This is a genomic window from Blastococcus sp. CT_GayMR19, from assembly GCF_004570385.1.
Taxonomy (GTDB): domain Bacteria; phylum Actinomycetota; class Actinomycetes; order Mycobacteriales; family Geodermatophilaceae; genus Blastococcus_B.
In genome coordinates this window covers 147,227-159,599 of record NZ_SPQL01000010.1, presented here as the reverse complement: position 1 = coordinate 159,599, position 12,373 = coordinate 147,227, and the positions used below count along the sequence as shown (strand labels likewise).

The window sequence follows — 12,373 nt, the reverse complement described above, 5'->3', positions numbered from 1 at the left end:
CGCGGGGTATGTGACGGACAGCCGCCGTGCGGACGTCCGTTCCGGCGCGGGTCCCGGGTGACCGGTCCCGCCGGCGCGTGGTGGCCGGCGCGGGCATCCGGCTCGCCACCGTCGGCGTGGTGGCCGCGGCCGCCTGCTACGTCGTCCTCGAGGTGGTGCAGAAACCGCCGCTGCACGGCTTCTTCGACCTGCAGGTCTACCGCGGCGCGGTGCTCTGGTGGTTGCGGGGCGAGCCGTTGTACGCGTTCGAGCTGGACTCGAAGGGGTTCACCTATCCGCCGTTCGCCGCGGCCTTCCTGGTGCCGCTGACCTGGCTGCCGGCCGGGCCGGTGGCGATCCTGGTCCTGTCGGCCTCCGCGGTCGTCGTGGTGCTGCTGACCTGGTGGCTCGTCGCGCCGGTGGCCCGGCGGCACGGGATCTCCCCGTGGTTCGCGGTGGCCCTCGCGGTGCCCGCGGTCCTCGCGATGGAACCGATCCGGCTGACGCTGGGCGAGGGCCAGCTGAACATGGTCATCCTCGCGCTGGTTCTCGCCGACGTCGTCGCCCTGCGCCGCGGCCGGGCCTGGTGCGGCGTCGGGATCGGCCTCGCGACCGCCCTGAAACTGACGCCCGGCCTGTTCCTCGTCCTCCTCGTGCTGATCGGCCGTCGCCGGGCCGCGGTCGTCGCCGCGGGGACGGCGCTGGGTGCGACGCTGCTCGGCTTCGTCGTCGACGCGGCCGCGTCGTGGGAGTACTGGACGAGCACCCTGTGGGACACCTCGCGGGTCGGCCGGCTCGCCAATCCTTGGAACCAGTCGGTCCTGGGCCTGCTGGCGCACGTGTCCGACCCCGCGCAGCCGGACCGCCGGCTCTGGGCACTGCTCGCCGCCGGTGTCGCCGTCCTCGGGCTGTGGCGTGCGACGCGGGTGTACCGGCGCGGAGACGACCTGACCGCCGTCACCCTGACGGGGCTGACCGCCTGCCTGGTGAGCCCGATCTCGTGGGTGCACCACCTGTACTGGGTCGTCCCGGGGGTGGTCCTGCTCGCGGACGTGGCAGCCGGGACCCCGGTGCTGGGCACGGTCTCGCGATGGTCGCGGGACCGCCCGCGGGCCCTCGCCCTCGGGGCCGGACTGCTCGCCGTCGCCGTCGCGGTCCCGTTCCTCCTGTCCACCTACTGGGCCTTCGTGCCCGCTCCCGGGAGCCCGACCTCCGTCGCCGTCGACATCGGAGGGCGGAGCGTCTGCACCTGCGCGATGCTCGCGCTGCTGGTGCTGCTCCCGGCGCGCGATCTCACGGGGCGGACGGCCAAGAGCGTGCTTGTGGCCCCTACGGCTTCACGTGCCGCAGGGCGAAGTCCAGCGCGATCCCGACCTGGCGGATGGTCTCCTCGATGACCAGCGAGCCGTGGCCGGCGTCGAACCGGTACACCTCGTGCTCCTTGCCCAGCTCCTCGAGGCGGGTCAGGTAGTTGTCGATCTGCCGGATGGGGCAGCGCGGGTCGTTGGCGCCCGCGACCACGAGCACCGGCGCGGCGACGGCGTCCACGTAGGTGATCGGCGAGGACCGCACGTAGACGTCCCGCACCTCCTCCGGTGACCCGCCGAACAGCGCCCGGTCGTAGGCCCGCAGACCCTCCATCTCGTCCTCGTAGGCGGCCAGGTAGTCGGCGACCGGCACCTCGGCGATGCCCGCGGCCCACCGTTCGGGCTGGGTGCCGAGAGCCAGCAGCGTGAGGAACCCGCCCCACGACCCGCCGGAGATCAGTGCCCGCTGCGGGTCGACCACCCCCTCGCCGACCAGCGCGTCGTGGACGGCGCCGATGTCCTCGAGCTCGGTGAGCCCCGGGCGCCCCGTGAGCGCGTCCCGCCAGGTGCTGCCGTAGCCGGTCGAGCCGCGGTAGTTGACGTGCACGACGGCGTAGCCCGCGTCGACGTAGGCGGCCCGCCGGGCACGGTAGGAGTCGTCGTCGGCCGACTCCGGGCCGCCGTGCACCAGGAACGCCGTGGCGTACGGCCCCGGCCCCTCCGGACGCACCAGCAGCGCGTGCACGTCCCCGCCCGGGCCGGGCACCCAGCGGTCCTCGACCGGATAGGCGGCGGGCGGCTCCTCGTCGCCGACCGACAGCACGACCGGCCCGTCGGCCCGGCGGATCACCGGCGGCCGCGCGGACGACGACCAGGCCAGCTCCACCGTGCCGTCGGGACGCGCGGTGGCCCCGCGGACGACGCCGGGCGGGGTGTCCAGCTTCTCCAGGGCTCCCGTGGCCAGGTCGTAGCGGTACAGCTCGCTGCGTGCGGCGTGGTCGTGCCCGACCAGCAGCGCCGACCCGTCCGGGTAGAAACCCGCCGTCACGTCGCCGGGCAGGTCGAGGTGCAGCTCGGTCTCGGTGCCGGCCTCGACGTCCCAGATCAGCAGCTCCTCGCGGCCGCGCCGCTCGTGGCCCACCAGGAGCCGGCGGTCGTCGGGCAGCGGGCCGAACTCCAGGGCGTGCAGGCCGAGCCCCTCGCCGTCCCACTTCTCGGCGACGACCGTGTCGTCGGCGGTGCGGAGCACGCGCAGGGCCGGGTACCGCGGGTCGCCGTGCTCGGAGTGGGACAGCACGAGCAGCTGGTCGTCCCGGGTGAGTGCGTCGACGCTCGCCGGGTCGGGGTGCCGGTAGATCACCCGCGCCGGGCCGCCGTGGGGGGCGAGCCACAGTTCGCTGCCGTCGTCGGTCGAGCGGCCGATCGCCACCAGGGTGCGGCCCACCTCCAGCCCGGCGGGATAGGCGGGGCCGACCTCGTCGACGGCGACGGCGTCCGGACCTCCGGCGAACGGCTGGGTCCGCCAGACCCCGAACTCGTCCCCGTCGCTGTCGGCGAACCACCAGATGGTGTCGCCGTCCGGGCTCAGCGTGGCCATCAGCGTGCCGTTGGGGCGGTCGGTCACCCGCCGGTGCTCGTCGGTGCGCCGGTCCCACGCGTACTGCTCGACGACGCCGCTCAGGTCGGAGGTGTACAGGCAGCGGTGCGGGGCGTCCTCCGCCCAGCCCGGGAGGGAGACCCGGGGCGCCCGGAAGCGGGCCTGCCACCGGGCGGTGACCTCCGGGGAGAGGCGGGGGGCGGGACGGGGCTCGGCACTCACCCGGTCATCCTCCCCGTCCACCGCACCGGCAGGAACGTCGGCCCAGGTGGCCGGGAACGACTCAGGGGCCGCCGGTGGCGGCCCCTGAGAGTGGTCGGGGTGACAGGATTTGAACCTGCGGCCTCGTCGTCCCGAACGACGCGCGCTACCAAGCTGCGCCACACCCCGAGGTCGTGGGAGGAGTCTAGCGTCCGCCGCCGCCGGCTCCGGCGGCGGGCCGGGCGGACGGACGCACTCCGCGCGGTGCGGCTCAGGCGGCGCGGGCGGTGAGGGTCAGCAGCGTGGCCTCGGGCGGGCAGGCGAACCGTGCCGGGGCGTAGGGGCTGGTGCCCAGACCCGCCGAGACGTGCAGCCAGGTGCCGGCCGGCCGATCGGGCGTGGGCTCGGCCCAGCGGTGCAGCCACCGGGCCCGGTCGCGGTCGATGCCGCAGTTGGTGACGAGCGCACCGTAGAACGGGATCCGCAGCTGGCCGCCGTGCGTGTGGCCGCAGAGCAGCAGGTCGTAGCCGTCGGCGGCGAACCGGTCGAGCACCCGCGGCTCGGGCGAGTGCGCGAGCCCGATGCGGACCTCGGCGGAGCGGTCGGCCGGCCCGGCCACGTCGTCGTACCGGTCCAGCTTGAGATGCGAGTCGTCGACACCCGCGAGGACGATCCGCCGACCCCCGACCACCAGTTCTCCGGCGGCGTTGGTGAGATCGAGCCAGCCGCGGGCCAGCATGCCGTCGCGCAGGCCGCGCCAGGGGAGCGGATCGCCGTGCACCCGCTTGTGCTCGGTCACGAAGTACTTGAGCGGGTTCTTGGGCCGGGGGGCGAAGTAGTCGTTGCTGGCCATCACGAACGCGCCCGGGCGGTCCAGCAGCGGCTGCAGGGCGCGCAGCGTGCCGGGCACCGCGTCGTGTCCGGCCAGGTTGTCGCCGGTGTCGATCACGAGGTCGGGCTCGAGCGCCGCGAGGGAGGCCACCCACTCCTGCTTCGAGCGCTGTCCGGCGGTCATGTGCAGGTCCGAGATCTGCAGCACGGTCAGCGGGGCCGAGCCGGGGGCGAGCACGGGGACGTCGAAGCGCCGCAGGGTCCAGCGGGTGCGCTCGTAGAGGCCGGCGTAGGCGGTGACGGCGGCGCCGGTCGCGACGGCGGCAGCGGGGACGGCGGTGTACCAGCGCATGATCGGCCAGCCTACGGTCCCGCGACCGGAGCCCCCCGTGCCAGGCTGGGGACGTGCCCCCATTGAAGGAACAGCTCCGCGCCGACCTGACCACCGCCATGAAGGCCCGCGACGAGCTGCGCACGGCGACGCTCCGGATGGTGCTCTCCGCGGTCAGTGCCGAGGAGGTCTCCGGCAAGGAGGCCCGCGAACTGACCGACGACGAGGTCCTGGGGGTGCTCCGCCGGGAGTCCAAGAAGCGCCGGGAGGCCGCCGAGGCGTTCGGCTCCGCCGGCCGCGCCGAGCAGGCCGCCCGCGAGCTGGCCGAGGGGGAGGTGCTCGCGGGCTACCTGCCCGCGCAGCTCGAGGACGCCGACCTCGCCGCGATCGTCGCCGATGCCGTCACCCGCACCGGGGCAGCCGGGATGAAGGACATGGGCAAGGTCATGGGCGCCGTCCAGGGCGTCGTGGCCGGCCGGGCCGACGGCGGGCGGGTCGCCGCGGAGGTACGCCGGCAGCTCGGCTGAGCGCCCCGTCAGTCGTTCCGGTTCCCGTTTCCGCCGCCTCCGCCGTTGCCACCGTTCCCGCCGCCGTTCCCGCCGCCTCCGTCGCCGTCGCCGTCCCCGTCGGGGTTGGGCGTGCTCTCGGGCGCGGCCGGTGTCTCGGGGGCCGGCGGGGGTGCCTGCGAGCCGTTGCTGACCTGGATCGTGACGACCTGGTTGAGCACCGCCCGGCCACCGGCCGGCGGGCTGGTGCCCAGCACCGTGCCGGCGGGCTGGTCACTGTCGACCTCCCGCGTGGCCGACTGGAAGCCGGCCGACTGGAGGGCGGACGCGCAGCCGCGCTCCGAGTTGCACGACGGCACGACCCGGGTGTTGCCGTTCTGCACGGTGGGGTCGGCCGGCGGGAAGGGCGCCATCGGCTGACCGGTCAGGATGGGGGCCATGGCGTCGTGCCAGATCGTGGCGCCCTTGCCGCCGCCGAAGCCGCCGACGTCCTGGTTCCTCTTGGGGTTGAGCACCATGACGCTGGCCGTGTACTGCGGGGTGTAGCCGACGAACGCGACCGAGTAGTTCTCCTGCGACGTCCCGGTCTTGCCGGCGATCTGGTGCCCGGGCACGAAGGCGCGTGATCCGGTCTGGCCGGAGAAGCCGGGCTCGACGTCCTTGCGCAGCATCTGGTTCAGGGTCGTGGCCACACCCGGGGGGATCGCCTCGGGCGTGCAGTTGTCGTTCCTGACGACGGGGTTCCCCTCGTCGTTCTCCAGCGGCTTCCCGTTGCGGTCGAGGATCGCCGTGACCGGGGTGGGGTCGCACTGGGTCCCGCTGGCGGCGAGCGTGCTGTACGCGCTGGCCAGGTCCAGGGGGCTGGTCGGGTAGGGGCCGAAGGTGAACGACCCGTTGTTCTCCGCCACGATCTGGTCGCCGGGCGGGCTGACGAAGTTCATGCCCATGCGCTCGGCCATGCGGACCGGCGTCTCGACACTGCCGAGCACGTCCTCGAGGGCGAGGAAGTAGGTGTTCGACGACATGTAGAGCGCCCGCTCGAGGTCGAGCGTCGCCGAGTAGCCGGAGCCGGCGTTCCGCACGTCGTAGGCGTTCCGGCCGTCCTTGTAGATGCGCGAGACGTACGGGTCGGACGTCGTCTGGGTGAAGTACTGCGAGTACCCCTGCTCGAGCGCGGCGGCCGCGACGAAGGTCTTGTACGTGGACCCCGCGCCCTGGCTGTAGGCCGCGTTGAGGATGACGGACTCGCACAGGTTGGGGTCCTCGCAGCCGTACTGGCGGTTGACGCTCATCGCCAGCAGGTGCCCGGTGCCGGGCTCGACCGCGGTGTACATGCCGGCGAGCTCTGCGCCCATCGGCAACGTGTTGAGCACCGCCTGGTCGCCGGCCGCCTGCATGTCGGGCCGCAGCGTCGTCTGGATCGTCAGCCCGCCGTTGTTCAGCTCGGTCGGGGTGAGACCGAGGGTGCCGGTCAGGTACTCGAGCACGTAGGCGCAGAAGAAACCGCCGATGACCGCGTAGCGGCAGCCGTTCGGCGGGTTCACCCCGGGGACGACCGCGACCGGCTGGGGCGAGATGTCGGCGAGCTCCTGGTCGGTGATGTGGCCGAGGGTGTGCATCCGCTCCAGCACCTGGTTGCGGCGGATCTGCGCGTTCTCGGGGTTGTCGATCGGGTCGTCGTTCGCCGGGCTCTGCACCAGCCCGGCGAGCATGGCCGCCTGGGGAAGGGTGAGGTCGATCGCGTTCACGCTGAAGTACTTCTGCGCCGCGGCCTGGATCCCGTACGCGCCCTGGCCGAAGTACACGATGTTCAGGTAGCGGGTGAGGAGCTCGTCCTTCGAGTACTTCTCCTCGAGCGCGAGGGCCAGCCGGGCCTCCCTGAGCTTGCGGCCGACGCTCTCCTGGACGGCGGCCTGCCCCTCCTCGGGCGTCGCCGCCGTCTGCAGGAGGGTCTGCTTGACCAGCTGCTGGGTCAGCGTCGAGCCGCCTTCCCGGACGCTCCCCGCCGCCACGTTGGTGATCAGGGCGCGCATCGTGCCCTGCACGTCCAGGCCGTTGTGCGCGTAGAAGCGGGAGTCCTCGATGTCGACCAGCGCCTGCTTCATCACCTCGGAGATCTGGTCGGAGGCGGCCGGCGTGCGGTTGTTCTCGTACAGGTTCGTGATCAGCGACCCGTCGGCGGCGAGCACGCGGCTGTTGCCGGTCGGCGTCTTGTCGGTCAGCTCCACCGGCAGGGCGTCGAGCAGGGACGCCGAGTTGCGGGCCACCACCCCGGTGCCGCCGACCCACGGCAGCAGCAGTCCGGCCAGCAGCGCTCCGGCGACGACGACCGTCGCGGCGAGCTTCGCGATCACACGGGTCCGGGACTGCACATTCTCCGACATCGCAGGTGAATGTACGTGCCGAACGCGACACCCCGCCTGGCTCAGGGACGGCGCGCGGGCAGCACCCGGGTGCGCGGCGTGCCGGTCGGCGTGTCCGCGTCGGGGCCGGTCAGCTCGGCGCCCATGGCCCGCAGGCCCTCGAGGTCGTGCACGTCGCCCGAGGTGGCCGGCACGGTCCGGACGCAGACCTCGGGGTGCGCGCTGGTGAAGCGGTCCGCGAGGTGCTGCTCGCGGGCGGCCTGCACCATCCGCTCGGCGTGCACCCGGAGGGCCGCGGCGGCGAGCTCGGCCCCCGCCCCGCCGGCCTCGGTGACCTCTTCCGCGGCGCCCTCGGCGCGGGTCGCCGACAGCGCGGAGGTCGCGGGCGGGTGGGTCCGGTTCAGCACCAGGCCGGCCAGCGGCATGCCCTCGGAACTGAGCCGCTCGACGAAGTAGGACGCCTCCCGCAGCGCGTCCGGCTCGGGCGTCGCGACGACGACGAACCACGTGCCCGGCCGGTGGAGCAGCTCGTAGGTCGCCGTCGCCCGTTCCCGGAAGCCGCCGAACATGGTGTCCAGCGCCGCGACGAACGCCGAGATGTCGCGCAGCAGCTGGCCGCCGAGGATCTTGCTGATGATCTTGGTGAAGAACATGAACCCGGCGCTGGCGAAGCGCAGCCCGGCCCGGCCCCCCACGCGGGCCGGCGCGGTGAGCAGCCGGATCATCGGGCCGTCGAGGAAGCGGCTCATCCGGTTCGGGGCGTCGAGGAAGTCCAGCGCCGACCGCGACGGCGGGGTGTCGACGATGATCAGGTCCCACTGCTCGCTGGCCCGCAGCTGCCCCAGCTTCTCCATGGCCATGTACTCCTGCGTCCCGGAGAAGGAGGAGGAGAGGGACTGGTAGAAGGGGTTGGCGAGGATCGCCTCGGCCCGCTCGGGCGTCGAGTGCGCCACGACGACGTCGTCGAACGTGCGCTTCATGTCGAGCATCATCGCGTGGAGCTCGCCCTTCGCCCCCGGGACGTCGACCTGGCGGGGCTCGTTGTCCAGCTCCACCAGGCCGAGCGACTGGGCCAGCCGCCGCGCCGGGTCGATTGTGAGGACGACGACCGTGCGCCCGGCCTCGGCGGCGGCCAGGGCCAGGGCTGCCGACGTCGTCGTCTTGCCCACGCCTCCCGAGCCGCAGCAGACGAGGATCCGGGTGTCGGGGTCGGCGATCAGCGCGGCCAGGTCCATCGGCGCCGCCAGCGGCGCCGGCCGGGCGGGACGGGCCGGCGCGCGGGTGGCGCGGGGCTCCGCGACCTCCTCGGCGCTCACGCGATCTCCCCTCTCGCTCCCGCGGGGCGCTCCGCTCCTCGTTCGTTCCTCACTGCGGTGCTCACGCCCCTGTCCGCTCGACGACCTCGGCGCGCAGGTGGTCCTCGAGCCGGGCGGCCTGCTCGAAGAGCGAGCCCAGGTCCATCGGGCCGGCCATCAGCGGCAGCTCCACGATCGGGCGCCCCAGCGCCTCCACCTCGTCCCGGAGGGCGTCCTGCGAGGCCCAGCGCCGGGCGTGGTCGACGACCTCGGCGGCCAGCGCGTCGGCGACGGCCGGGCCGCCCGGCAGGTGGGCGGCAGCCAGGGCGGGGGCGAGGTCGGCGCCGGTCAGCAGACCCCGGGCTGCGCGGTTCAGCTCGGCCGGCGGCAGCACCGGTTCGGTGGCCATGTTCACCACCACCGAGCCGAGGGGCAGACCGGCCGTCGTCAGCTCGGCGATCGCGTCGGCGGTCTCCTGGACCGGCATGTCCTCCAGCAGCGTCACCAGGTGCACGGCCGTCTGCGGCGAGCGCAGCACGGCCATCACGCCGTCGCTCTGGGTCTTGATCGGGCCCGAGCGGGCCAGCTCGGCCATCTCGGCGGTGACCCCGAGGAACCGCGTGATCCGGCCCGTCGGTGGAGCGTCGACGACGACGGCGTCGTAGACGGGGCGGCCGTCGTGGCGCCGCGTCACGGCCTCTTTGATCTTCCCGGTGATCAGCACGTCGCGGAGACCGGGCGCGATGGCCGTCGCGAAGTCGATCGCGCCCATCTTCCGCAGCGCCCGGCCGGCCCGGCGGAGGTTGTAGAACATGTCGAGGTAGTCGAGCAGCGCCTCCTCGACGTCGATCGCGAGGGCCTTCACCTCGCCGTGCCCGCGCGCCACGGCCACGCGCCGCTCCTCGTAGGGCAGCGGCGGGGTGTCGAACAGCTGGGCGATGCCCTGCCGACCCTCGGTCTCGACGAGGAGCACCGAGCCTCCCCCGGCGGCGAGGGCCAGGGCGAGGGCCGCGGCGACCGTGGTCTTGCCGGTTCCGCCCTTGCCGGTGACGACGTGCAGGCGCACGGAGGAGGACGGCACGGAGGACGGCGCTGGGCTCACCCGGCCCAGCCTAGGAGCACCCACGGGGGACCGGCTTCCTGTGGCCGGACGGCCACCCGGCGCCGGTGCGGGCCGCGCCCTCCCGGGGCTGCGCTACCGTCCGACGCATGACCGAAGCTGCCCGCCGCAAGTGGGAGTACGCCACCATCCCGCTGCTGATCCACAACACCAAGGCGATCCTCGACTCCTGGGGCGTCGACGGGTGGGAGCTGGTGACGGTCCTGCCCGGCCCCACCGGTGCCGACCAGCTGGTCGCCTACCTGAAGCGCCCGGCGTGACCACCCCTCCCCCCGCGGCGGAGGAGGGCTGGAACGCGCGGCTGGCGAAGTTGGGCATCCGGCTGCCGCCGGTCGCGGCTCCGGTCGCCTCCTACGTCCCCGCCGTCCGTGCGGGGTCGCTGGTGTTCACCTCCGGCCAGCTCCCGTTCGTGGACGGCGGGCTCCGGCGCACCGGCAAGGTCGGCGGCTCGGTGGACGCCGAGGCAGCGGCCGCCGACGCCAAGGTCTGCGCCCTCAACGCCCTCGCCGCGATCGACGAGCTGGTGGGCCTGGACTCGGTGGTCCGGGTCGTCCGGGTCGTCGGCTACGTGGCCAGCGCCGAGGGATTCACCGGGCAGCCGCGGGTGATCAACGGCGCGAGCGAGCTGCTGGGCAAGATCTTCGGGGAGGCCGGGCAGCACGCCCGCAGTGCCGTGGGGGTGGCCGAGCTCCCGCTCGGCGCCCCGGTGGAGGTCGAGCTCACCGTCGAGGTGAGGCCATGACATCGGCGTCCTCCGGACGCCAGCGCGGCCGGACTTCGGCGCGCGCCACGACGAGCGTGTCCCCGTGCCCCCGGCGGGAGGCCTCCGGTACCCGCACCGTGGCCACCGCCTTCTCCGTCGGCGTCCGATGACCAGACCCGCCGAGCCGAAGCAGGCATCCACCGTCGTCCTGCTGCGCGACGGCACCCCCGGACTCGAGGTCTACGTGCTGCGCCGCACCCGCGGCATGCCGTTCGCCGGAGGGATGACGGCCTACCCGGGCGGCGGCGTCGACGAGCGCGACGCGGACGTCGAGATCGGCTGGATCGGGCCCACCCCGGCGGAGTGGGCCGCGGCGTTCGGCTGCGACGAGCGGTTGGCCCGCGAGCTGGTCTGTGCCGCGGTACGGGAGACGTTCGAGGAGGCCGGCGTCCTGCTGGCGGGGGACTCCGAAGGTGCCGTCGTCCCCGATGTCTCCGGTGACGACTGGGAGGAACAGCGGCAGGCCCTGCTGTCCCGCGAGTTGTCCCTCACCGAACTGCTGGCCGGCCGCGGGTTGTCGCTCCGCGCCGATCTGCTGCGGCCCTTCGCGCACTGGATCACCCCGCCCGAGGAGCCCCGGCGCTACGACACCAAGTTCTTCGCGGCCGCGCTCCCCGTCGGGCAGGAGGCGCGCCACGTGTCGGGGGAGGCGGACGAGGCCAGCTGGCTCACGCCTGCCCAGGCGCTTGCCGAGATGAGCGCGGGCATCCGGCCGATGCTGCCGCCCACGATCCACACCCTTGCCCAGCTGGAAGCGTTCCCCGACGTCGCAGCGGTCCTGGCCGGTTCGCCGCCGGAGCCGTTGCGCCCGATCAGCCCCGTCTTCACCGAGGAGGCCGACGGCCGGTGGGCGGTCCTCCCCGACGGGACCCGGATCCGGATGGTCGTGCCGTTACCTTCGTGACGCTCCGCGTCACACCGCGGCCAATGGCCGTTCCCGGCCTGCGCTGAGCCCTTGCGTCGCGCCTGCGCGGACCCCTCCGGGGCCCAGTCGGCCCGACAACCCGTCAAGCGCCAGCCGGTGGCCGTTCCCGGCCTGCGCTGAGCCCTTGCGTCGTGCCTGCGCGGACCCCTCCGGGACCCACTCGGCCCGGCAACCCGTCAAGCGCCAGCCGGTGGCCGTCGCCGGCCTGCGCTGAGCCGTTGCGTCGTGCCTGCGCGGACCCCTCCGGGGCCCACTCGGCCCGACAACCCGTCAAGCGCCAGCTGGTCCCCGGCTGCAAGGCACGAGAGCCGGGTTACGACCGCGAGAGCCGCCCTGCAGCGCGGCTCCGGCGGTAGTACGGCGGCTCTCGTCGCGCGCCAGGTGGCTGAACGACGAGAGGCCCCGCACCGGATCGGTGCGGGGCCTCGTCGCGGGTCAGTGCTGCTCGGTCACCTCGCGCGGCGGCGGAGGCGCTCCTCGTCGAGGACGACGACCGACTTGCCCTGCAGCTGGATCCAGCCGCGGTGCACGAAGTCCGCCAGTGCCTTGTTCACGGTCTCGCGGGAGGCGCCGACGAGCTGGGCCAGCTCCTCCTGCGTGAGGTCGTGCTTGACGCGCAGGCCCTCGTTGTCGCGGCTGCCGAAGCGGTCCGCCATCTGCAGCAGTGCCTTGGCCACCCGGCCGGGGACGTCGGTGAAGATCAGGTCGGCGACCGAGTCGTTGGTACGCCGCAGCCGCCGGGCCAGCACGCGCAGCAGCTGCTCGCCGATCTCCGGGTGCGCCTCGATCCACGGGCGGAGCATCGACTGGGGCATCCGGGCGAGCTTGACGTCGGTGACGGCGGTCGCGGTGGCGGTCCGCGGGCCGGGGTCGAACACCGAGAGCTCACCGAACTGGTCGGACGGGCCCATGACGGCCAGTACGTTCTCGCGGCCGTCGGGGGCGCGGCGGGACAGCTTGATCTTGCCGGTGAGGACGATGTACAGGCTGTCGCCGGGCTCACCCTCGCTGAAGATCACGCGGCCGCGGGGCAGGGTGATCGTCTCCAGCCGGCTGGCGACAGGGTCGACAGCGTCTTCCGAGAGTCCCTGGAAGATCCCGGACTGGGCCAGCACCTCGTCCACTACACGTCCTCTCACGCACCGACGGACGCGC

At 73.8% G+C, this 12,373-nt stretch carries 11 protein-coding genes and 1 tRNA gene; 5 read left to right on the top strand and 7 right to left on the bottom strand.

What is annotated here, in order from left to right; translation table 11 throughout:
• Positions 1-26 precede the first annotated feature (26 nt).
• A complete protein-coding gene (locus tag E4P39_RS15140) occupies positions 27-1,376 on the top strand; it encodes a glycosyltransferase family 87 protein (RefSeq protein WP_135137398.1) in 1,350 nt (449 codons plus the stop codon).
• On the opposite strand, the gene E4P39_RS15135 is transcribed toward E4P39_RS15140, so the two are convergent.
• The 3 genes from E4P39_RS15135 to E4P39_RS15125 form a co-directional block, all read right to left on the bottom strand.
• A complete protein-coding gene (locus E4P39_RS15135) occupies positions 1,309-3,105 on the bottom strand; it encodes a prolyl oligopeptidase family serine peptidase (protein ID WP_135137397.1) in 1,797 nt (598 codons plus the stop codon). The two genes, E4P39_RS15140 and E4P39_RS15135, sit on opposite strands and share 68 nt — an antisense overlap.
• A 91-nt stretch (positions 3,106-3,196) precedes the next feature.
• A tRNA-Pro gene (locus E4P39_RS15130) sits at positions 3,197-3,273 on the bottom strand.
• Positions 3,274-3,355: 82 nt separating this feature from the next.
• Complete coding sequence (locus tag E4P39_RS15125) at positions 3,356-4,267, bottom strand: metallophosphoesterase (protein WP_135137396.1); 912 nt, start codon at positions 4,265-4,267, stop codon at positions 3,356-3,358.
• 53 nt (positions 4,268-4,320) lie between these two features.
• On the opposite strand from E4P39_RS15125, the gene E4P39_RS15120 reads away from it, so the two are divergent.
• The gene (locus tag E4P39_RS15120) at positions 4,321-4,773 is read left to right on the top strand and encodes a GatB/YqeY domain-containing protein (protein ID WP_135137395.1); all 453 of its coding nucleotides are present in this window, start codon (positions 4,321-4,323) and stop codon (positions 4,771-4,773) included.
• Positions 4,774-4,781: 8 nt separating this feature from the next.
• Here E4P39_RS15120 and E4P39_RS15115 read toward each other — a convergent pair whose 3' ends face one another.
• The 3 genes from E4P39_RS15115 to E4P39_RS15105 all read right to left on the bottom strand — a co-directional run bounded on the left by E4P39_RS15115 (position 4,782) and on the right by E4P39_RS15105 (position 9,512).
• Positions 4,782-7,136: a transglycosylase domain-containing protein gene (locus E4P39_RS15115; protein WP_135137394.1), complete on the bottom strand. Its 2,355-nt coding sequence runs from the start codon at positions 7,134-7,136 to the stop codon at positions 4,782-4,784.
• Between the two features lie 41 nt (positions 7,137-7,177).
• Positions 7,178-8,431, bottom strand: coding sequence for an ArsA family ATPase (locus E4P39_RS15110; RefSeq protein ID WP_245159855.1), 1,254 nt, complete (start codon positions 8,429-8,431; stop codon positions 7,178-7,180).
• Positions 8,432-8,492: 61 nt separating this feature from the next.
• Positions 8,493-9,512, bottom strand: a complete 1,020-nt coding sequence (locus E4P39_RS15105) for an ArsA-related P-loop ATPase (RefSeq protein WP_209306551.1) — start codon at positions 9,510-9,512, stop codon at positions 8,493-8,495.
• Between the two features lie 107 nt (positions 9,513-9,619).
• On the opposite strand from E4P39_RS15105, the gene E4P39_RS22400 reads away from it, so the two are divergent.
• From E4P39_RS22400 to E4P39_RS15095, 3 genes are all read left to right on the top strand, one after another.
• Complete coding sequence (locus E4P39_RS22400; protein ID WP_167761884.1) at positions 9,620-9,790, top strand: hypothetical protein; 171 nt, start codon at positions 9,620-9,622, stop codon at positions 9,788-9,790.
• Positions 9,787-10,272 (top strand): RidA family protein, encoded by a 486-nt coding sequence (locus E4P39_RS15100; RefSeq protein WP_135137392.1) that lies wholly within the window; start codon positions 9,787-9,789, stop codon positions 10,270-10,272. The genes E4P39_RS22400 and E4P39_RS15100 overlap by 4 nt, the downstream gene beginning before the upstream one ends.
• Positions 10,273-10,399: 127 nt before the next feature.
• Complete coding sequence (locus E4P39_RS15095) at positions 10,400-11,197, top strand: NUDIX domain-containing protein (protein WP_135137391.1); 798 nt, start codon at positions 10,400-10,402, stop codon at positions 11,195-11,197.
• A gap of 470 nt (positions 11,198-11,667) precedes the next feature.
• On the opposite strand, the gene E4P39_RS15090 is transcribed toward E4P39_RS15095, so the two are convergent.
• A complete protein-coding gene (locus E4P39_RS15090; RefSeq protein WP_135137390.1) occupies positions 11,668-12,342 on the bottom strand; it encodes a Crp/Fnr family transcriptional regulator in 675 nt (224 codons plus the stop codon).
• Positions 12,343-12,373: the final 31 nt, after the last annotated feature.

Bases quoted from the DNA above. Each gene is read 5' to 3' on its own strand.
- E4P39_RS15115 (WP_135137394.1), bottom strand. From the start codon at position 7,136: ATGTCGGAGAATGTGCAGTCCCGGACCCGTGTGATCGCGAAGCTCGCC.
- E4P39_RS22400 (WP_167761884.1), top strand. From the start codon at position 9,620: ATGACCGAAGCTGCCCGCCGCAAGTGGGAGTACGCCACCATCCCGCTG.
- E4P39_RS15125 (WP_135137396.1), bottom strand. From the start codon at position 4,267: ATGCGCTGGTACACCGCCGTCCCCGCTGCCGCCGTCGCGACCGGCGCC.
- E4P39_RS15095 (WP_135137391.1), top strand. From the start codon at position 10,400: ATGACCAGACCCGCCGAGCCGAAGCAGGCATCCACCGTCGTCCTGCTG.